This window comes from Devosia ginsengisoli (assembly GCF_024707105.1).
GTDB lineage: Bacteria > Pseudomonadota > Alphaproteobacteria > Rhizobiales > Devosiaceae > Devosia > Devosia ginsengisoli_A.
This window is the reverse complement of record NZ_JANQAJ010000005.1, coordinates 217,205-238,117: the sequence shown is the minus strand read 5'-3', so window position 1 is coordinate 238,117 and position 20,913 is coordinate 217,205. Positions and strand designations below refer to the sequence as shown.

Sequence of the window (20,913 nt, the reverse complement as noted above, 5' to 3'; positions counted from 1 at the left end):
TTCCGGCCGCTGCGGGTTCATGGTGTCGTTACCGGCCATCAAATGCTGCTTAGAGCGGGCAAGCGTTGTCGGTATAGTAGTCGTGGACCTCGACGGAGCCAGCGATGATGCCGGCCTTGAGTTCCTCGACCTTGGCCTTCATGTCGTCGGTGATCAGGGCCGCATTGTTGTCGTCAACGGCATAGTCAACGCCACCATCGGCCAGGCCCAGGTCGATACGACCGGGCTGGAAGGTCGCGTCATCGCCAGCTTCGTTGAACGCCTTGTGCACGGCGGTATCGACGCGCTTGAGCATCGAGGTCAGGACCGAACCGGGCTGGAGGTGGTTCTGGTTGCTGTCGACGCCGATCGAGAACTTGCCGGCATCGGCAGCGGCCTGCAGCACGCCGAGACCCGAACCGCCGGCGGCAGCGAAGATCACGTCGACGCCGCTGTCGATCTGGGCCTTGGCCAGCTCGCCCGCGGTGACCGGATCATTCCAGGCAGCCGGGGTGGTGCCGGTGTAGTTTTCGGTCAGACCGACATCGGGGTTCACGGCGCGGGCGCCATAGGCATAGCCGCAATAGAAGCGGTGGATCAGCGGAACGTCCATGCCGCCGACAAAGCCGACCTTGCCGGTTTCGGACTTCATGGCCGCCAGAGCGCCGACCAGGAAGGAACCGGTATGCTCGTCGAACATGATCGACTGCACGTTGGGCTGATCGACAACGGTGTCGATGACGACGAAATTGGTGTCGGGGAATTCAGTGGCCACAGCCTCGAGAGCCGCAGTCCAGGAGAAACCGGCCATCACGATCGGATTGGCACCCTGACCGGCAAAGCGGCGCAGGGCCTGTTCGCGCTGGGCGTCGTTCTGCAGTTCGAGATCGAGATAATTGCCGCCGGTCTCTGCCTTCCAGGCCTCGGCGCCGTTGTAAGCCGCTTCGTTGAACGACTTGTCGAACTTGCCGCCCAGATCGTAGATCACGGCCGGGTCGGCAAGGGCAGCACCGGTAAGGATCGCACTCAGCGCGACGCCGCCGGCAATGGCCTTGGTGATAGTGGAAAGTTTCATTGAGTTCGTCTCCCTGTCTCGCACATGAGCGTCGGCATGAGGCTCCGACGGACAATCTCCGTGCGCTAACAGCGGATACAATCGTGCAAACGTGACGCCTGCAAGAGGGAATCGCGGATATTTTTCCGATTGGTCAAAATTTTGCCGCCTTGCTCAAAGGACCGGCAGCGCATTGCCCATATCCCGCGCAGGGGCCTACCAGCGCGCCAGGATAGCCAGGAACAGCTGCCCGGGATCGGTATCGGCATAAAGCACCGTCAGGATGGCCAGCGAGGCGATGGCGAAGAGAGCGAGCGTATCGCGGGTGCGGCCGGTCATGACAATTTGCTTCAAAGTTGAGGGATGACCGGCAATGCTTACCCCATCAGGCGCGCGCCGATTGTGATGCTTTGGTGGCGGAAGCGGGCGTGGTTAAGGAAAGGTATAGGAGCGCCTATTCCACCGGCAGGGCAGTGACCTGGGCGCCCATGACCTCGCCGAACCGTTCGAAAAAGCCGTCGATCACCTTCTGAGCGGAATTGCCGATAATGGCCTTGCCCAGCCGCATGATCTGGCCGGAGGCGCCGCCTTTGGCGGCAAAGACCAACAGGGTCGCTTCGCCATCATCGGCCAGCACGATATCGGCCGAGCCCTCGGCCAGCCCGAGCAGGCCGCCCTTGCCGCGGCCCGCCAGGGTATAGCGCTTGGCGGGTATGATATCGGAGAGTTCGAGTTCGCCCTTGAACACCGGATGGGCGACGCCGAGATTGACCTTGATCTCGAGATCAAGCCGGGTTTCGCCCGCCCATTCGATGCGGTGGCAGCCCGGAATGGTGGCCTTGAGCACGGCGGTATCGTTGAGCGCAGCCCAGACGGCGGCGCGCGGCGCGGCGATATGATAGCGGCCACCGAAATCCATTAGCGGCCACCCGGCCGAAGCATTGCCACAATTGCCGCAATACCGCCTTGATGCCCCGTGAAACAGGTATCGGCCATGGTGTGTCACCCCCGCTCTTTACGTGCGGCTTTTTCGCACCAATATGGTCTAAATAGTTGCCACGGCGCCGCCTTGCAATTGTCAGGGGGTGGGTAGCGGCGATCTATAAGTGCAAACCGCGCACTCAGCCGGTTGGGCGTCAGAATACGGGGAGCGAAGAATGGCCGAGGAAGTGACCACTGCAACCGAGACCCAGGCATCGCCTGTTGCCGCGATGGCAGAAAAGCCGCTGCAGTATCTGGACAAGGCGGTCAACGCCATCCGCGACCTGGGCGTGTGGCCCGAGCAGCAGGGCGAGCAGCCCATCACCGGCCTGTTGAGCCAGATCACCGAACTCGACGAAACCCGCGTGGTCCTGATCGGCCGGACGCTGAGCCAGGCCAGCGCCTTCAACGAAGTGGTACGCGAGCAGATCGCCGCCATGAAGATCGGCGAGCGCTACGAGGAAATCACCAAGGGCTTCGATTCGATCCGCGACGATGCCAAGGGCATGGTCGACCAACTGGCCGACAACAAGCTCGACCTGCTGGAGCGCGCCTCCAATGTGTGGATGAAGGTAAGCCGGGGCGATATCGCCACCCGCTTCAACAAGATCCGCGACACCTACCTGGCGGTCACCCGCGACACCAAGGACCAGATCGACCGCGAGCACACCATTCTCGAGGCCTATCGCGACTTCCGGGGCGCGCTGAAGCAGGCCGAGGTGATGGCGCTCGAAGTGCTGGAAACCGCCGAAAAGCGGCTGGGGGAGAAAAAGGGCATTCTCGAAACCGCTTCGGCCGCTGTCTCCGGCTATGCCGGCACGGTGCCGGCCGACCGGGCGCGCCTCGAAATGGATCGCGACGAGAAGCTGCGCGAGATGCAGAACGAGGAAGCCCGCTACCAGATCGCCAAGGACCTGTCGGACAATCTGACCATTTCCTACAATACGTCGGAAGTGGTGATGGCGCGGCTGATGCAGACAACCAATGCCAAGGAGCGGGTCTACCAGCAGTCGATCAGCTTCTTCTCGACCAACGAGACGGTGCTGACGGCGCTTTCGGCCTCGTTCACCGGCATGTTCGGCCTGCATGAATCGACCGAGACGCTCAACGCCATGAAGGAGGGGATGAGCAAGAGCCTCGAGACCCTCAGCGAAATCGGCGACAAGGTGACCGAAGAAGCCGTCAGGGCCGGCTATGGCCCCACGGTGCGCGCCGATGCGGTCAAGAAGCTGGTGGATTCGGTGGTCAACTTCCAGGAGAAGAGCCGCACCATCATCAACGAGATGCGCGTGGCCTCGACCAAGAATTCGGCGGAAATCCGCGATGCGGTGGAAGACGGCAAGCGCCGGCTGGCCGCGCTGGCAGCGGACGGCAACGCGCTGCTGCTCGAAACCAGGAAGTGAGAGGCAATCGGACCAAGGGTGAACGCCAACTATGAGTGACGTGACAGCGAAACCCGCTGCGCCCCTGGATGAAGTCATGCTGGCGATGGACGTGGTCGACACGCTCCGTCACCGGCAGGATTTGGCCGTGCGAGAGCTCGGCACCGATGCCAAGGAAAAGCAGCTTATCGACAAGCTGCGCGACATCTATCACCAGCAGGGTATCGAAGTGCCCGACCACATCCTCAAGGAGGGTGTGGCGGCGCTGCAGGAAAGCCGCTTCGTCTACGACCCGCCGCCGCCCAGCTTCGGCACGAGCCTGGCGCGGCTCTATGTGAGCCGCAAGAAGTGGGGCAAGCCGGTGGTCGCGGCGCTGGCCGTGCTGCTGGTGCTGGGCGTGGGCTATTTCGGGGTGTGGCAGCCCTATCAGAATGGCGTGGCCGAGGCGGCGCGGATCGAACTGGCCGAGGGCATTCCGGCGCAGTTGGACGGGCTCTACCAGACCATTTTCGAGGAAACCAAGGTGCAGCAGGCAGTGCTCGACGCCGAGGCCCTGCGCACGCGCGGCAAGACCTATGCCGCCGAGGGCAATCGCGAAGCGGCCGAGGCGGCGCTGACGGACCTGACGGCTCTTCGCGACCAGTTGCGGCAGGACTATACGCTGCGGGTGGTCAACCGCTCCGGGGTGCAATCGGGCTTCTGGACCATACCGGACGTCAATACCGACGCCACCAACTACTATATCGTGGTGGAGGCGCTGAACGATGACGGCCAGGTGCAGAGCCTGCCCATCCTCAACGAGGAGAATGGGGAAACCGAAGTGGTGGACCTGTGGGGCCTGCGCGTGCCCGAGCGCGTCTATGAGGCCGTGGCGGCGGACAAGCAGGATGACGGGATCATCCAGCTCAACCAGGTCGGCCGCAAGAGCTTCGGCTTCCTCGACGTCGAATACAATCTGCCGGTTCTCGGCGGCGCAGTGACACGGTGGTAGGGCAATGAGCATCCGTGGACCCGAAGCGCTGGCGAGCCTCGACGAGGCGATGCGCGACATCAGGCGCGAAGAAGAGGAAATCACCCGGCGGCTGTCGCGTTCGGCGGAAAAGCTGGGCAAGATTCGCGAGAACGAGGCCGAACTGTTCCGGCAATTGGCGCAATTGCGGCTCGACCCGGCCGTGCAGGGGGAACTCGACGGCACCATTTCGGCGGCCGAGAGCAAGGCGCGCGACATGCTCAAGGCCCACGCCAAGGACCTGAGCAAGGCGGAAAAGGACGTTGCCGGAATCGACGCGGCGCTGGCCAAGCTGACCGCGGACCGGGCCGAAACGCTGAAGGCGTTCGAGGGGCATCAGGCCGAGCTGAAGGCGCTGGCGGCGCGGCTCGGCGACAGCATCGCCAAGGACCCCGAATTTGCTGCCAAGCGCAGCCGGGCGACCGAACTGGCCGACGTCGCCGCGCAATCGATGCGCAAGACCGAGCAGGCCGAGACCGACCGCGACGAGAAGGGCAAGCCCTATCGCGACGATCCGCTGTTCATCTATCTGTGGGAAGCCGGCTATGGCACGGCCAGCTATCGCGCCAACAATCTCATCCGCTATTTCGACAGCCTGGTGGCCAATCTGGTCGGGTTCCAGAAGGCGCGGCCGAACTTTGCCATGCTGAACGAAATTCCGCTGCGGCTGCGCGAGCATGCCGAGCGGCAGATCGAGAATGCTAAGGCGGCCGAGGCGGAGGTCGATGCGCTGGAAATGGCTGCGATCGACAATGCCGGCGGCAAGCCGATCCGCGAGGCCATGGAAGCGAGCCAGCAGAAGATCGATGCGCTCGACGCCGAAATCGTCGCAGCCGAGGATCGGCGTGACGAAACGGCCAAGACGCTCGGCGTGCTGTCGCAGGGCGGCAATCCCGCCCTCGAGGGCGCATTGAACGAGTTGGCGACGGCGCTGGGGCGCGAGGATATCCAGACGCTGTTGGCCGAGGCCCGCCGCACCCGCACCGGGCAGGACGACACGATCGTGGCCCAGATCGACGATGCCCGCGCCCGCGCCCGCGAAGAACAGGGAGAAACCCGCGAGCAGAACGAGCGCCTCAAGACCCTGGCGGCGCGGCGGCGGGAGCTGGAAGACATCCAGTGGGAATTCAAGAAGCAGCGGTTCGACGATCCGCGCTCGACCTTCCGCGACGAGAAGCTGGTCGGGGACGTGCTCAACGAGTTCCTGCGCGGCGGCATTACGGCCGCGTCCTATTGGGACCAGTGGCGGCGCAGCCAGAACTGGAGCGCCGGCACGACTGACTGGGGCGGCGGCGTGGGCCTGCCCAATAACGGCCGGCAGCGCAGCAATTCGCCCTGGCCCGAAGCCGGCGGCAGCACGTTCAACTGGCCCGATTCCAGCTTTGGCGGGGGCGGTGGCAGCAGCAAATCTCGCAGCAAGAGCAAGGGCGGCTTCGGTGGTGGCTGGAGCGGTGGTTCAAGTGGTGGGGGCGGATTTTCGCGTCCACGCACCGGCTCGGTGGGCACACGCAAGCATTCGGGCTTCAAGACGGGCGGCGGGTTCTAGGGAATTGTGCCACCGTAGATCGTCACCCTCGGGCTTGACCCGAGGGCTGGTGGGGTGGGCTGCTCAATGCCCTCAATTGGCCGGCGGCTGGGCCATCAGTTCCCACACATTGCCTTCGCTGTCCTCGAAATAGGCGGAATAGCCCCATTCGGACTGGGTGGCTTCGGTGACGATGGCGCCGCCGGCCACGAGAACCCTGCGCAGGATGTCATCGACTTCGGCGGGGCTGGCGGCCTGGTGGCTGAGCACGAAGCCGGGCGTGCCTGATATTGCAACATCCTTGCCAGCGGTCTGAGCGATCTGCTCGCGCGGGAAGAGCACGAAGGAGAAGTCGTTGGGGAAGAAGAAGGCCACATGGTCCTCCCCTGCCCCGATCTGTTCGTCGGCAATATCGAACAGGGCGCGATAGAAGGCGAAGGCCCGCTCCAGGTCATCGACACCGATGGTGATGATGGAAATCGACGGCTTCATGGGCGGCTCCTGATTTGTGCCACCCAGTCTACCGGCGATGCTTTTTTGGGGATACCCCCTCCCAGCCTCCCCCTGATAGGGGGAGGAACAGATCGGGGATTTGGCACTATGTTGCCTAACCCGCCGCGCAACTCCTCCCCTATCAGGGGGAGGTTGGCAGGGGGTATTCGCTATTCGTAATAGACCGAAATCCGCTGGCCGCCGATTTCGTGGACCTTGATCTCCATGTCGTAGATTTCGGACAGCACGGCGGGGTTTATCATGTGCTCGGCCGGGCCCTGATTGACGACCTTGCCGTGTTTCATGGCCACGATGTAGTCGGAATACCAGGAGGCGAAATTGATGTCGTGCAGGACCAGGACCACGGTCTTGCCCAGCTCGTTGGCCGCCTTGCGCAGCAGCTTCATCATGCCCATGGCATGTTTCATGTCGAGATTGTTGAGCGGCTCGTCGAGCAGCACGTAGTCGGTATTCTGGCAGAGGACCATGGCGACGAAGGCGCGCTGGCGCTGGCCGCCTGACAGTTCGTCGAGGAAGCGATCGGTCAATTCGGTCAGGTTGAGATAGAGGATGGCCTCATCGATATGGCGCTTGTCGTCCACGGTGAGGCGGCCCTTGGTATAGGGATAGCGACCGAAGCTCACGAGGTCGCGCACGGTGAGGCGCGCGGTCATGTGGTTTTCCTGGCGCAGGATGGAGAGGCGCCGCGCCAGCACATCGCTGGGCGTGCTGGTGACGTCGAGCCCATCCACGGTGACGGTACCCTTGTCCATGGCCATGAGGCGGCTGACCATGGAGAGAAGTGTCGATTTGCCGGCGCCATTGGGGCCGATGATGGAGGTGATGCCGCCTGAGGGCAGCGTGAGGCTGACGCCATCGACAACCGCAGTCGCGCCGTAGGATTTGGTGACCTGTGATGTGACGATCATCGGGCAGCTCTCCGCAGGACGAGGGCGATGAAGACGATGCCGCCCAGAAATTCGATGATGATGGACAGGGCCGTGTCGAACTCGAAGACGCGTTCGAGCAGGGTCTGCCCGCCCACGAGGCAGACCACGGCCAGCAGGACGGCGGCCGGCAGGACGTAGTGATGACGGCTGTTGCCGATCAGGGAATGGGCAAGCGTCGCCACCAGCAGCCCGAAGAAGGTGATGGGGCCGACCAGGGCGGTCGAGACGGCGACCAGGATCGACACCAGGATCAGGATGATGACGACGGTGCGCTTGTAGTTGACGCCCAGGTTGATGGCATGGGCGCGGCCGAGCGAGAGCACGTCGAAACTGTGCAGCATGCGCAGGGCCAATATCGTCACGAGGCCGACAATGATGGCCGAGATGAGCAGCAGGGTGGGATCGGTGGTGGCGAAGCTGGCGAAGAAGGTGTCCTGCAGCACATTGAAGGCGCCCGGATCGAGCATGCGCTGCATGAACTGGCTGAGGCTGCGGAACAGGATGCCGAAGACGATGCCGACCAGAACCAGGAGGTGGAGGCTCCGCTCCTCGCCGAGGAACAGCCAGCGGAACAGCAGGCCGGAAAAGGCCACCATGACCAGCACTTCGAGGCCGAACTGCATCTGTGAATCGATTGATGTCAGCGCGCCCACGCCGAGGAAGAAGACGACGCCGGTCTTGATCAGCACATAGAGCGCGTCGAAGCCCATGATCGAGGGGGGTGAGAATGCGGTTGTTGGTGACCGTCTGGAACAGGACGGTGGAAACGGCCACCGCATAGGCCACCAGCAAGAGCGAAGCGAGCTTCTTGCCCCGGAAGGAGAGGACGAAGCCCCAGTTGCCCTTGGCGCCCAGCGTCATGAAGCAGGCGATGGAAACCAGCGCCAGCAGGCTCAGGATGATGAGGACGAAAGCGGGGCGCGAGAGCCGCATGGCCCGGGCGCCACGACCACGTGGTTCGACAAGCTCGCGTGCCGGTTCATGCAGCATGGCGGCGCGTCCGGAGCAGGAGGAACAAGAAGATCATGCTGCCGAGAACGCCGACGACGACGCTGATCGGGATTTCGTAGGGATAGCGGACGATGCGCCCGACGATATCGCAGGCCAGCACAAAGCCGGCGCCACCCAAAGCCACCCATGGCACGGTGCGCCGCATGTTGTCGCCGACCATCAGGCTGACGAGGTTGGGCACGATGAGGCCGAGAAAGGGGATGGAGCCGACCGAGACCAGCACGACGGCGCTGACCAGCGAGACGATGACCAAGCCCAGCACCATGACGCGCTGGTAATTGAGGCCCAGATTGGTGGTGAAATCCTTGCCCATGCCGGCCACGGTGAAGCGGTCGGCAGCGATATAGGCCAGGGCGCAGCAGGCCAGCCCGATCCAGAGCAGCTCGTAGCGGCCGCGCAGGATGCCGGAGAAATCGCCCATGCTCCAGGCGAGCAGTGAGGCCATGAGGCCATAGCGATAGGCGATGAAGGCGGTGACCGCGCCGATGATGCCGCCCAGCATGATGCCGATCAGCGGCACCAGCAGCACATCGCGCAGGGGCACGGCGCGCAGGATGCGCAGGAACAAGGCCGTGCCGCCCAGGGCGAAGAGCGCCGAAACCAGCATCTTGCCCATGAGCGGCCAGCCGGGGGCCAGGAGGGTTATGACGAGAAAACCGAGGCTGGCGGATTCGGTGGTGCCCGCGGTAGAAGGCTCGACGAAGCGATTGCGCACCACCATCTGCATCACCAGCCCGGCAATGGCCATGGAGGCGCCGGAGAGGATGATGGCGAGGGTGCGCGGGATGCGGCTGATCAGCAGCACCTGCATGGGGCGATCTTCGGGGCTGGAGGACAGCAGCGCGCCCAGCGACACGTCGCTGACGCCGACGAAGAGGCTGATGATGGCCAGAACGATGGTCACCACAATGGCAAGGCCGAGCCAGCGCATGCTTTGCATTCCTAGGAGTTTGGCATGTGTGACTCACCCCCACCCTCGGTCCCTCCCCACAAGGGGGAGGGAGGCGACTGCGCCGCCTCCCGTGGCACAATTAATATCCTTGCGCCGAACGAACTTCCCTCCCCTTGATGGGAGGGATCGAGGGTGGGGTGGGGCCACATACGCCGACGCGGCAGTGACGACTTAGCCGTTGAGACCGGCGAGGACCTGGTCGAGCAGCAGCATCACGCCCTGGTAGCCATGCATGGTGATGTAGGCGGCCTGGGGGTCGAGATAGACGATGTGGCCTTGCTGGGCGGCAGTGGTCTGGTTGAACAGCTCGTTGTCGAGCAGGGCAGCAGCGGCGCCGGTGTTTTCGCCGGTGCCGGCATCGCGGTCGACGACGAAGACCCAGTCGGGATTCACTTCGAGCAGGAATTCGAACGACACGGCGTCGCCGCCATGGTCGCCATCCTTCACATCGGCGAGGGCCGAGGCGATACCGACTTCGTTATAGACCCAGGAGACGCGTGAATCGGGGCCATAAACGCCCAGATTGCCGGCATTGGTCACCAGAACCAGGGCGTCGCCCTTGCCGGCAGCCGCAGCCTTGACCTCATCGACCTTGGCATCGAGCGCAGCGTTGAGTTCAACGGCCTTGTCCTGCAGGTCGAAGACTTCGCCGAGCTTGGCGATGTTGGCCTTGACGCCTTCGATGATGGCGCCGTTGTTGACGCTCAGATCGATGGTGGGGACGAGGTCCTTGGAGGTCTCGTAGGCCGAGGCCGAGCGGGCGGCGACGAAATAGACATCGGCTTCGGCAGCGGCAATGCCTTCAAAATCGGGCTCGAACAGCGAGCCGATCTGGATGGCGTCGGCGGGGACGGCATCACCGAGATAGCTCGGGCCATTGGAGGACGGGACGCCGGCAACGGCCACGCCGAGGGCGTTGAGATTGTCGAAGGCGGCCCAATCCTGCACCAGCACCTTGGCGGGAACGCCGGAAATGGTGGTTTCGCCCTGCGGGTGGGTGATGACCTTGTCCTGCGCGACGGCAGTCATGGCCGTGAAAGACAGGGCGCCGGCAACGAGCGCGGCGAGAATGGCGGGAGAGCGGTTGAGCATCTGATTCTTCCAATCGGGTGCAGTGAACGGGGCGCGCAAACAAACATGATCGCGTCTGTCCGGTTTCGTAGCCACACCGATTGGCAGAGTCAAAAGATAATATGACGCAGTCGGTCATCTTTAAAATTGCCCGACCCGAACTTAATCGGGTCGGGCATGTGTATCAGGACTTGGCGAGCAGGTTGCGCAGCTTGCCGAGCGCCGTCGCCATGTCCTCACGATAGGCGATGGTGCCCTGGAACTGGCCCCTGGCATCGAGCAGGAAGACCGAGGCCGTGTGGTCCATGGTGTAATCGCCGCCTTCCAGCGGCACCTTTTCGTGGAACACGCCCCAGGCATCGGCCAGGCGATCGATCTGGTCGGGAGCGCCGGTAATGCCGGTGATGCGGTCGCTGACCCAGCTCACATAATCGCCCAGCACTGCGGGCGTATCGCGTTCGGGATCGATGCTGACGAACCAGGCGCGGAGATCGGCGCCCTCATCGCCCAGGGCGTCGAACCAGGCGCTCATCTCGGCCATGGTGGTGGGGCAGACTTCGGGGCAATGGGTGAATCCGAAGAACAAGGCCGAGGGGTGGCCGACAAACACGGTCTCGTCGACCGGGTTGCCGTTCTGGTCGACGAGGTCGAACTCGGCGACGCCGAAGCCGCTGGCGGGCGGCGACTGGCGCAGCAGGAAGGCGGCGATGCCCCCGTCAGCGCCAGCGCGATCACCGCCACCCAGAGCCAGGTACGGATGGTGCGCAGAGCCATCAGTGTGCGTGCTCCATGGCGGTCGGCGCATCGGCAGCGGCACCCTCGACCGGCAGCAGGATTTCGACCGAGCCGGCCTTTTCGAAGGTCAGGGTGACGGCAACGGTTTCGCCTTCGACCAAGGTCTGCTTGAGGCCCATGAACATGATGTGGAAGCCACCGGGGGCGAGGACCACGGTTTCGCCGGCGGGGATTTCGAGACCGTCGGCGAGGGGGCGCATCTTCATGACGTCGCCCTGCATGGCCATTTCATGAATCTGGGTTTCGCCAGCGATGTCTGATGTGACCGAGATCAGGCGGTCGGGTTCGGTGCCGGCATTTTCGATGGTGAGGAAGCCGCCGGCCACGGGCGCATTGGGCAAGGTGGCGCGGGTAAAGGGCAGCGAGATGTTGATATCGCCGAGATGGGTGACGCCGTTATGGGCGAAAGCGGGGGTGGCGACGAGGATGGCGGCCGCCAGGGCAGCGCGAAGCAGTTTGATCATGATGATGTTCCGGTGATTGAGTGATCTGGACGGCCGCAAGGCCGGTGGTTCAGACCGAAACCGGAGGGCCGCGCGGGCCGGATGGCGGCGCGATGGCACGCGGCAGGAAGGCGGGGAACGTCGTGGCGAGCGGGGCGGCCAGTGCGATCTGATGGCTGACCGGCACGGCGTCGAGCAGTGGCAGGACCAGGTCGGTCTTGCCGACGCCGGTTGCCGGGCATTTGGCGACGAGGACGTCATTTTCCTGGCCATTGGTGCCCGATGGCGTGCAGAGGACCCAGCTCGCCTGTGTCGTGGCGTAGCCCAGCTCTTCGAAGGCGAGCTGGCTGGCGCGGGCATGATGCATCGGCGCCAGCACCGTCAGCAGATAGATGGCCAGCACGGCAAAAGCCGTCCCGATCTCCCTGCCGATGCTGCGCGAAGTGCTCATGGCGCCATTCCTAGGGGCGATCGATGCGTCGCTCAAGCACCGATATGTCGCAGATGGTTGATCGGGGCAAAAGACTACACGCTCGGCACATAGGTTTCGCTGCAGAGGGCGATGAAGCTCTTCATGGCCGCCGACAAAGGCGAGGTCTTGCGGCGGGCGACGAGCAGTTGCCGCAGGGCCCAGGGCTCGGCCAGGGGCGCGCAGACGAGGTCGGTGCCGGCCAGCAGATGCAGGCTGGTGGAGCGCAGGAAGCCGATGCCGAAGCCGGCTTCGACCATGCGCACCAGAGCCGGGAAGCTCTCGACACGGACGCTTTCGGCGAGCGGCTTGCCGGCCTTGCGCGCCGCCTCGGCCACCAGCCGATCGAGCGAGCCGGCCTGGTGGATGCCGACGATGGGATAGTCGATGACGGTATCGAAGCCGATATCCTTGCGCGGCTCGATCTGCCCGGCCAGGGGATGGTCGGGCGGGGCCAGCACCCAGACACGATCATCCTCGAAGGCTTTGATCTCGAAACGGGTGAAATCGTAATTGTCGGAGACGATGGCGATATCCGCCCTGCCCTCGTCCAGCGCCAGCAGCGCCTTGGCAGCGCCCATTTCCTGGATGTCGAGAACGATGCCGTCATGCTTGGCGGCGTAGCGGGCCAGCAGCTCCGGCAGGCGGCCGGTGAGGGCCGAGCTGGTGCAGGCCAGGCGCAGGCTGCCGCGCAGGCCGGCGCCGAAATCGGCCATGACGGCATCGAGATCGGCGATGGCACGCAGCACGGTACGGCAACCTTCGGCATAGGATTCACCGGCATTGGTGAGCCTGACGCCATGGGCCGAACGATCGAACAGCACGACGCCCAGCCGGCTTTCGAGATCGGAGACGCGCCGGCTCACGGCCGAGGAGGCAATGCCCTCGCGCTCGGCGGCGCGGCCGATGGAGCCGGTTTCGGCCAGCAAAAGAATAAGGCGCGCCGTGACGCTGTCGAATGGTGCCATGTCGTCTCCCTGAAAAGGCACCATACTCATCGGCGTCAGATCAGCAAGAAGATGCCGCGCAGCAGGTAATAAATACCGATGGCGGTGACCAGCAGGCGCGTCCAGGATTTGAAATTGGCATCGGTCAGGCGCTGCAGCACCCAGTAGCCGGCGCTGGTGCCTGCTACGGCGAAGGGTGCGGCGAGCGCGACGGCACCCCATTCCCAACCCGTCAGCACCATGGTCGCGTTCCAGTAGAAGGCGATCTTGCCGGCATGGTTGACCACCTGGGCGGCCGCCTTGGTGGCGATGATGGTGCGCCGGTCCATGGCGGTGCGGATGAAGAACATGTCGATGGTGGGGCCGGCGACGCCCACGGCCAGGTTGATGCCGCCGCCCATGAAGCCGCAGATGAAGGCGTGATGCGGCTTGCTGGCATCGAGCGACAGCCAGGATTGCGGAATCCACAGGAGGATGGGCAGGAGGCCGATGACAATGCAGACGGTGGCCAGATCGGGCACATAGCGCAGGATGAAAAGCAGGATGCCGGCAGTGACGAGGCCCATGGTCATGATGGCGAGCACGCGCCAGTCGATGAAGGCGCGGGAGAACCAGGCGCGCGAGCCATTGGCGATGATCTGGATGGCGCCCTGCACGGCAATGGCCGTGCCAACAGGCAGGATGAAGAGCAGGATGCCCAGCAGCACCAGCCCGCCCGCCATGCCGAAAATGCCCGACAGCATGGAGGTGAGGAACACCACCACCAGCAGACCGGCGGCAACCAGAAGACTCATGTGATTTTCCCCAACATGGAGGTGTCATGCGCCTATCGGCGGGATGGCGCCATGACGGATGCGGCAAGAGGGGGTGCCGAGCGGGCGTTGGCGTTTGCGGCGGCATACCCCCACCCTCATTCCCTCCCCACAGGGGGAGGGAGGCGCCAGATCGACCTTCAAGGGTCATCTCAAATATCCAAGCCGTTGCGGAGAAGGCTTCCCTCCCCCTTGTGGGGAGGGAATGAGGGTGGGGGTATCACGTGCACCGCATTCGGAGCCTAAGTAGAGGCCGCCCGTGCATTGACCTGCGCCACCAGTTCGTCCGGGATGTCGTCGAAGCTGGCATAGTTCATGTTGTAGAGCTTGGCGTAGAGGCCGTTCTTTTCCATGAGCTGGTCGTGGTTGCCAGTTTCGATCAGCTCGCCATTCTGCAGCACGATGATGCGGTCGGCGCCTCGGATCGTGGCGAGGCGGTGGGCAATGACCATGCCGGTGCGGCCTTCGAGCAGGGTCAGCAAGGCCTTCTGGATCTGGCGTTCGGTGTAGCTGTCGATATTGGCCGTAGCTTCGTCGAGCACCAGAATCTTGGCATCGGCCACCAGCGCGCGGGCGAAGCTCAGGAGCTGACGCTGGCCGAGCGACAGGTTGGAGCCGCGCTGTTCCAGCATGCCGTCATAGCCGCCCGGCAGGCGGGTGATGAAGTCATGCGCGCCGACGGCCTTGGCGGCCGCGATGACATCCTCGCGGGTGGCCGAAGCCTTGTTGTAGCGGATGTTTTCAAAGACCGTACCGGTGAAGAGAAACGGCTCCTGCAACACCATGGCGACCTGTTCGCCCAGCGATTCCTGGGTGACGTCGCGCACGTCGTGACCACCGACCAGCACCGCGCCGGACTGGACCTCGTAGAAGCGGTGGACCAGCGACATGGCCGATGTCTTGCCCGAGCCGGTGGGGCCGACCAAAGCGACGGTTTCGCCCGGATTGACCTTGAAGCTGACATTCTTCAGCACCGGGCGATCGGCGGCATAGCCGAAGACCACGTCGCGGAATTCGACCGAGCCATCCATATCGCCCGTCAGGGTGACGGCATCCGGCTTGTCGTTGATCGAAGCCGGAATATCGAGCACTTCGGTGATGCGACGGCCCGAGGTCATGGCGCGCTGCATGATGGAATATTGCATGGTCAGCGAGCGGATCGGATCGAAGAAGCGCTGGATATAGAAGATGAACGTCACGATGACGCCGATCTCCAGGCTCCCATTGAGCACCAGCGAGCCACCCACTACCACGACGATGGCCATGGCGATGCCGGTGAGGCTATCGACGATGGGCACCATGACCTGGGCATAACGCGAGCCGGTGAGCTGGGTCTGCAGGTTGGTATAAGCCTTGTCGTCATAGAGGTCGAAATTGACCTTCTGGCGATCGAGATTCTGCACGGTGCGGACGCCGTTGATGCCTTCGGCCATGGCGCCGGCGGTGATCGAATTGGTTTCATGCGCCGCCCAGAAGGCGCGCTTGGCCGGGGGCAGCCAGAAGATGCGCACCACGAACAGCACCGGCATGGTGGAGAGCGTCAGCAGGCCCAGGCGGAAATCGAGCGAGAGCAGCACGAAGACGATGCCGGCCAGCAGCACCATGTCGCCGACCGAGATCACCGAGGTTTCGAGGAATTCCTGCATGGAATTGACGTCGCCCTGCAAGCGGCTCATCAGCCGGCCGACTTCGGTCTTGTCCATGAAGCTCAATGAGACGCGCTGGAGCTGGGCGAACATGGCGCGGCGCATGTCGAACAGCACATTCTCGGCCACCTGCCCCACCTGGCTTTCCTGAATCCAGGAAGCGGCGTAGTTGACCAGAACGGCGACGGCGAAGCCGGCCACGGCCCAGGCCAGGTTGGTCGAATTGCCGCCCTCGGTCATGCCGCTATCGATGGCGCGGCCGATGATGAGCGGTATGGCGAGCTGGCTGGCGGTGAAGACCAGGACGGCGGCCACCGACAGGTAGATCTTCATGCGGTAGGGTCGCACGAAGGCCCAGATGCGGCGCACGGTCCTGGGGTCATAGGCCTTGCCGAAGATTTCCTCTTCGATGCGGTGGCTGCCGACGCTGGCGCGTGGCGGGCGCTGGCCCGGAAAGGCGGCGACTTCGCGGTCGTCCTCTTCGATGGCGCTCATTGGGCGGCGCTCCCGATTTCGATATCTTCGGTGGGGCGGGTCTGCAGGTCATAGAGCGCGCGATAGCGTCCGCCCTGGGCCAGCAATTCCTCGTGGCTGCCCTGCTCGACAATCTTGCCGTCCTCGAGGAAGAGGATGGTATCGGCGTGAAGGAGAGAGCTCAGCCGGTGGGAGATGACCAAAGTCACCCGGTTGCTGGCATAGCGGCGGATGGCGCTGCGGATGCGGTGTTCGGTGCCGGCATCGATGGCGGCGGTGGAATCGTCGAACACCATGACGGCGGGCTTGAGCACGAGGCTGCGGGCGATGGAGAGACGCTGGCGCTGGCCGCCGGACAGCGACACGCCGCGCTCGCCGACCACCGTGCCGTAACCCGAAGGCAGGCCCATGATGTAGTTGTGCAGTTGCGCGCTTTCGGCAGCCTTTTCGATCTTGGTTTCCTTGGACCACGGATCGCCATAGGCGATGTTGTTTTCGATCGTGGTGGTGAAGAGGAAGCTGTCCTGCTGCACCACGGCCACGGCGCGGCGCAAGGATTGCAGGGACACCTCGCTCACATCCTGCCCGTCGATGGTGATGCGACCGCTCGTGACGTCGTAGAAGCGCGGGATGAGGTGGGCCAGGGTCGACTTGCCGCTGCCCGGGGCGCCGACAATGCCGACGGTCTGGCCGGCGCGCGCCTCGAAGCTCACGCCATCGAGCGTGGGATGGGTGGCGCCCTCATAGGTGAAGTGGACATCCTCGAAGCGCAGGGTGCCCTCGGTGACCTTGAGGTCGGGCACGCCGGGCGCATCCTCGATGGCCAGGGGTTGGTCGAGGAAGGCGTAGAAGCGCTCGCCACAGGTGGAGGCGCGGGCATAGGAGTTGACCATCAGTCCGAGCTGGCGCACCGGCATCTGCAATATGGTCATGAAGGTCAAAAAGCTGGCCAGCGTGCCGACGCTCATTTCGCCGGCAATGACCTTGTTGCCGCCGAACCATAGCACCAGGCCCATGGCGGCAAAGAAAGAGAAGGTCATGGCGCTGGTATTGCGCACCCGCACATGCACGCGCTGATGGGACAGCTCCAGGGCTTCCTTGCTGGCCGCATCGAACTTGGCGAGCTCGAAATCCTGCCCGGCAAAGGCGCGCACCACGCGGATGCCGCCCAGGTTTTCCTCCATAACGCGGCTCAGGGCCGAGAGCTTCTTCTGCAGCACCAGCCAGGTGGCGCGCAGGGTCAGTTGCGCCACCGAGGAGCGCCAGGCAACGAAAGGCACGAAGCTCAGTGCCAGCAGGCCCAGCAGGACATCGGTGGTGAGCAGCATATAGGCGCCAACCCCGATCAGCACGGCCAGCAGGATGGTGCGCACAAGGCCGGTGGAGAAGAACATCCGCACGCCATCGAGATCGAGCAGGCCGATGGTGATCAGATCGCCGGTATGGACCTTGTCATGGTAGGAATAGGACAGGCGCTGCACCTTGTCGTAAAAGGCCAGCCGCAGTTCGTAGCCGACATGGTGGCCCACCGATTCCGAATAATAGTTCTGCACCAGGGTGAAGAAGCCGCGCGCCACCGAGACGGCCAGCAGGGTCATGGCGCTCCAGAACAGGGCCTGTTCGGCGCCTTCCATGCCGCTGCCGAGAATATCCTGGGCCTGGTCGACCGCGTGGCCCAATAGCCGCGGGATCAGCAATTGCAGCACCGAGGCGATGACGGTGGCGCCGATCGCGGCGGCCGCCTGCCAGGGGTGGCGGAGGGAATAGAGGGCAATCCGCGTCAGCGGCCCACGCCCCTTGCCGGCGTGAGCGGCGGCCACATGAGCCAGAGCATCGCCGCGTGAATGGACGCGGCCAGCCGTGTCGGTGGTCAAGGAAGTATCCAGACTTCAATATGTGTGGGGTCCGAACGGCGGGAGCCAACCTTCGGACCAACCGCCCTTCAGCTCAGGCTGAGCCGAATGGCGACCAATCCTAGCCGAAGCTCGGACAAATCAACTCGCAGTGATTAATGAACGCTCATTCGCGCTGCCATTCAAGATCGATTTTGCGCAAAAACCGCAAATAGTAACGTTCCAATGCAACCTATGGGCTCATTGAGCCAAATTCAGCTCCGGGTAGATCAGGACCGAGCATTGCCGGTTCTGCGCATCGAGCAGGGCCTGTTCGGATGCGGTGACCATGCCGGTCTCGATGGCGTTCCAGAGATCGTTGGTCTTCACGCCTTCAAGGCCGCACTGGCAATAGGTGACGCACATATCGGCAGAGGTGCCGCCGGCTTCACAGGTGCTCTGGCAGGAGCGCAGGAAATCGGTGTCGCGCATGGCGACTTGCGGCTGCAGCCAGGCGGCGGCGGGATAGACCAGCCCGAGCAGGATGGGCTGGTGCAGCAGATAGATCAGCAGGCTCCAGCGGCCGAGAAAGGCCAGCAGGCGTGGCAGCCGGCCTGGCGGCGCGATAGCAGCGAGGCGCGCGGAGAGATTCGAGGCCAGCACGAGGCGCGTGGCGATGATGCCCAGCAGTACGGCGCCGAACCAGGGGAAGACGGGCACGAGATCATTGGTCGGCGGCGGCACCTGCCAGAAGCCGAGCCAGGACCAGACCTTTTCGTTGAACAGCGGATCGGAATGGAAGAATGGCAGGGCGATGACGACGACAGCGACCACGACGGACAGCCAGAGCGGGGTGCGCACGAAGGCCAGACCGAGCAGGCTGAACAGGGCAATGGCGTGCAGCACGCCGAAATAGACGAAGCTTTGCGGGAAGACGAAATATGTGGCGACGGTGATGATCAGCGCACCGGCGACCACGAAGACCCAGCGGCGCCAGAAGCTGCGCCAGCGGATGCCATTGCCATGGCCCAGCACGAGGCCGATACCGACGAGGAACAGGAAAACCGCAAGAATGGAGCGGGCGATGAACACCCATTGCGGGTCGTAGCCGACATCGGCTGGTATGAAGCGGAAATAGCTCAGGTCCCAGCACAGGTGGTAGGCCACCATGGCGATGATGGCGACGCCACGGGCGATATCGACGATGGCGAAGCGGGGGCGGGAAGTTGAGGTTGCCGACATCAACCCGCCACCTGCGCCCGCACCACGGCGAGGAAATCCTCGCCGTAGCGGTCCAGCTTGGCCTGGCCGACGCCGGGCAGGTTCAGCATGTCATGCGGTTGCGTGGGCCGGGCGAGCGCCATGGCCTTGAGCGTACTGTCGTGGAAAATGACATAGGGCGGCACGCCCTGGGCCTTGGCCAGGTGCAACCGCGCCTCGCGCAGCGCTTCGAAGAGTGGGCGGGCATGCTCGGGAACTTCGGTGGACCGCGCCAGAGCGCGTCGCACCTCGACCGATTTCCGGGGCCGGTCCTTGCGCAGCGTCACCACCCGTTCCCGCTTGAACACGGCATGCGCCGCTTCAGCCAGGGTCAGCGCGCCGTGATTGGCATGGTCGACCACGATCAGGCCCATGGCGGTCAACTGGCGGATGACGGACTGCCAGACCTTGGCGTCGAGATCGGCGCCCTGCCCGAAGACCTTCTGGTGCTGGTGGCCGAAGCGCTCCACCTTTTCAGTTTCCTTGCCCATCAGCACGTCGATGACATGGGCGGCGCCGAAGCGCATGCCGGTGCGATAGATGGCGGCCAGCACCTTGATGGCGGCCTCGGTGCCGTCCCAGGTTTCGACGGGGGAGCGGCAGGTGTCGCAATTGCCGCAATTGCCGGCATGGGCCTCGCCGAAATGGTTGAGGATGGCCTTGCGACGGCATTCGGCAGTTTCGCAGACGCCGAGCAGGGCATTGAGCTTGCCGTGTTCGAGGCGCTTGACCTCGTCGGGGGCATTGCCCTCGTCGATCATGCGGCGGCGCTGCACCACATCGGCCATGCCGTAGCTCATCCAGGCATCGGCCGGCTGCCCGTCGCGCCCGGCGCGGCCGGTTTCCTGGTAATAGGCCTCGATGGAGGCCGGCAGGTCCATATGGGCGACATAGCGCACATCGGGCTTGTCGATGCCCATGCCGAAGGCGACGGTGGCCACCATGCAGATGTTCTCTTCCTTGAGGAAGGCATCCTGATTGGCGCTGCGGCGTTCGGCGGAAAGGCCGGCATGATAGGGCAAGGCGGGGATGCCCTTGCCGCTCAACCAGTCGGCCGTGTCCTCGACCTTGGCGCGGGAGAGGCAATAGACGATGCCCGAACTGCCCTTGTGCGCGGCGAGGAAGGCCAGCAACTGGTCGCGCGCCTTGTCGCGCTCGACGATGGAATAGGAGATGTTGGAGCGATCGAAGCTTGATGTGAAGACCTGCGCCTGTTCGAGCCCCAGCCGCTCGATAATGTCTTCGCGCGTGGTCGGGTCGGCCGTGGCGGTCAGCGCGATGCGCGGGACGCCGGGGAAGAGCTCGACCAGATGGATCAGCTCGCGATATTCGGGCCGGAAATCGTGGCCCCACTGGCTCACGCAATGGGCCTCGTCGATGGCGAAGAGCGCGATATCGATGCCTGACAGCATATTGGCGAAGCCCGGCGTCGCCACCCGTTCGGGTGCGACATAGAGCAGGTCGAGCTGGCCATTGCGCAGCTTGCGGCGGACGTCAGCGGATTCCTCCGATGTCTGGGACGAGTTGAGCGCCGCGGCGGCGACGCCGGCCTGCTTGAGCGCCTCGACCTGGTCGCGCATCAGCGCAATGAGCGGGGAGATGACGATGCCCACGCCCGGCCGGCAGATGGCGGGGATCTGGTAGCACATGGACTTGCCAGCGCCGGTAGGGAACAGCACGACGGCGTCGCCCCCGCCCACCACATGATCGACCACGTCGCTCTGCTGCCCGCGGAAGCTCTTGTGGCCGAAGACGTCGCGCAACACGACCAGCGGGTCGCGCGGCGCCATCCGCGGGCCCGTACCGAACAGATCAAGGCTCGATTCAAC

General features: G+C 64.0%; 19 protein-coding genes and 1 pseudogene. 3 read left to right on the top strand and 17 right to left on the bottom strand.

Annotated elements, in window-relative coordinates; genetic code table 11:
• Positions 1–49: 49 nt before the first annotated feature.
• The 3 genes from NVV79_RS02600 to NVV79_RS02590 all read right to left on the bottom strand — a co-directional run bounded on the left by NVV79_RS02600 (position 50) and on the right by NVV79_RS02590 (position 1,952).
• On the bottom strand, positions 50–1,039 hold the full coding sequence (locus tag NVV79_RS02600) for a BMP family protein (protein ID WP_303986394.1): 990 nt from the start codon (positions 1,037–1,039) through the stop codon (positions 50–52).
• Positions 1,040–1,249: 210 nt separating this feature from the next.
• Entirely contained in the window at positions 1,250–1,372 is a 123-nt protein-coding gene (locus NVV79_RS02595; protein WP_303985969.1) for a hypothetical protein, read from the bottom strand.
• Positions 1,373–1,487: 115 nt separating this feature from the next.
• The gene (locus tag NVV79_RS02590) at positions 1,488–1,952 is read right to left on the bottom strand and encodes a CoxG family protein (RefSeq protein ID WP_303985968.1); all 465 of its coding nucleotides are present in this window, start codon (positions 1,950–1,952) and stop codon (positions 1,488–1,490) included.
• 292 nt (positions 1,953–2,244) lie between these two features.
• Between NVV79_RS02590 and NVV79_RS02585 the strand changes: the two genes are divergently transcribed.
• Genes NVV79_RS02585 through NVV79_RS02575 form a run of 3 tightly spaced genes read left to right on the top strand, consistent with a single transcriptional unit; the run spans position 2,245 to position 5,951 of the window.
• Positions 2,245–3,417, top strand: a complete 1,173-nt coding sequence (locus tag NVV79_RS02585) for a cell surface protein (RefSeq protein WP_303986392.1) — start codon at positions 2,245–2,247, stop codon at positions 3,415–3,417.
• Between the two features lie 31 nt (positions 3,418–3,448).
• The gene (locus NVV79_RS02580; protein ID WP_303985965.1) at positions 3,449–4,387 is read left to right on the top strand and encodes a DUF6384 family protein; all 939 of its coding nucleotides are present in this window, start codon (positions 3,449–3,451) and stop codon (positions 4,385–4,387) included.
• A gap of 4 nt (positions 4,388–4,391) precedes the next feature.
• Complete coding sequence (locus tag NVV79_RS02575) at positions 4,392–5,951, top strand: hypothetical protein (RefSeq protein ID WP_303985963.1); 1,560 nt, start codon at positions 4,392–4,394, stop codon at positions 5,949–5,951.
• A gap of 72 nt (positions 5,952–6,023) precedes the next feature.
• Here the strand turns inward: NVV79_RS02575 and NVV79_RS02570 are convergent, their stop codons facing one another.
• The 14 genes and pseudogenes from NVV79_RS02570 to recQ all read right to left on the bottom strand — a co-directional run bounded on the left by NVV79_RS02570 (position 6,024) and on the right by recQ (position 20,874).
• Positions 6,024–6,422 (bottom strand): VOC family protein, encoded by a 399-nt coding sequence (locus NVV79_RS02570; RefSeq protein WP_146292495.1) that lies wholly within the window; start codon positions 6,420–6,422, stop codon positions 6,024–6,026.
• 170 nt (positions 6,423–6,592) lie between these two features.
• Positions 6,593–7,351: an ABC transporter ATP-binding protein gene (locus tag NVV79_RS02565; RefSeq protein ID WP_303985960.1), complete on the bottom strand. Its 759-nt coding sequence runs from the start codon at positions 7,349–7,351 to the stop codon at positions 6,593–6,595.
• Positions 7,348–8,305, bottom strand: a pseudogene (locus NVV79_RS02560) (iron chelate uptake ABC transporter family permease subunit). Before NVV79_RS02560 ends, NVV79_RS02565 begins: the two are co-directional and overlap by 4 nt.
• Positions 8,306–8,351: 46 nt before the next feature.
• Positions 8,352–9,314, bottom strand: coding sequence for an ABC transporter permease (locus NVV79_RS02555; RefSeq protein WP_303985958.1), 963 nt, complete (start codon positions 9,312–9,314; stop codon positions 8,352–8,354).
• A gap of 192 nt (positions 9,315–9,506) precedes the next feature.
• Positions 9,507–10,427 (bottom strand): siderophore ABC transporter substrate-binding protein, encoded by a 921-nt coding sequence (locus tag NVV79_RS02550; RefSeq protein ID WP_303985956.1) that lies wholly within the window; start codon positions 10,425–10,427, stop codon positions 9,507–9,509.
• Between the two features lie 163 nt (positions 10,428–10,590).
• Positions 10,591–11,211, bottom strand: a complete 621-nt coding sequence (locus NVV79_RS02545) for an SCO family protein (protein WP_303985954.1) — start codon at positions 11,209–11,211, stop codon at positions 10,591–10,593.
• Positions 11,180–11,665, bottom strand: a complete 486-nt coding sequence (locus NVV79_RS02540) for a copper chaperone PCu(A)C (protein ID WP_303985952.1) — start codon at positions 11,663–11,665, stop codon at positions 11,180–11,182. The genes NVV79_RS02545 and NVV79_RS02540 overlap by 32 nt, the downstream gene beginning before the upstream one ends.
• A gap of 49 nt (positions 11,666–11,714) precedes the next feature.
• Positions 11,715–12,095, bottom strand: a complete 381-nt coding sequence (locus NVV79_RS02535) for a hypothetical protein (RefSeq protein WP_303985950.1) — start codon at positions 12,093–12,095, stop codon at positions 11,715–11,717.
• A 74-nt stretch (positions 12,096–12,169) separates the two neighbouring features.
• Positions 12,170–13,081, bottom strand: a complete 912-nt coding sequence (locus tag NVV79_RS02530; RefSeq protein ID WP_303985947.1) for a LysR family transcriptional regulator — start codon at positions 13,079–13,081, stop codon at positions 12,170–12,172.
• A 35-nt stretch (positions 13,082–13,116) separates the two neighbouring features.
• Positions 13,117–13,854 carry a TSUP family transporter gene (locus tag NVV79_RS02525; RefSeq protein ID WP_303985945.1) on the bottom strand — a complete coding sequence of 246 codons (738 nt, stop codon included), beginning with the start codon at positions 13,852–13,854 and terminating at the stop codon, positions 13,117–13,119.
• Positions 13,855–14,114: 260 nt separating this feature from the next.
• Positions 14,115–16,013, bottom strand: coding sequence for an ABC transporter ATP-binding protein (locus NVV79_RS02520; protein ID WP_303985943.1), 1,899 nt, complete (start codon positions 16,011–16,013; stop codon positions 14,115–14,117).
• Entirely contained in the window at positions 16,010–17,866 is a 1,857-nt protein-coding gene (locus NVV79_RS02515) for an ABC transporter ATP-binding protein (protein ID WP_303985941.1), read from the bottom strand. Before NVV79_RS02515 ends, NVV79_RS02520 begins: the two co-directional genes overlap by 4 nt.
• A 219-nt stretch (positions 17,867–18,085) precedes the next feature.
• Positions 18,086–19,066 (bottom strand): heparan-alpha-glucosaminide N-acetyltransferase, encoded by a 981-nt coding sequence (locus NVV79_RS02510; protein WP_303985939.1) that lies wholly within the window; start codon positions 19,064–19,066, stop codon positions 18,086–18,088.
• On the bottom strand, positions 19,066–20,874 hold the full coding sequence (recQ, locus tag NVV79_RS02505) for a DNA helicase RecQ (RefSeq protein ID WP_303986390.1): 1,809 nt from the start codon (positions 20,872–20,874) through the stop codon (positions 19,066–19,068). The genes NVV79_RS02510 and recQ overlap by 1 nt, the downstream gene beginning before the upstream one ends.
• Between the last annotated feature and the right edge of the window lie 39 nt (positions 20,875–20,913).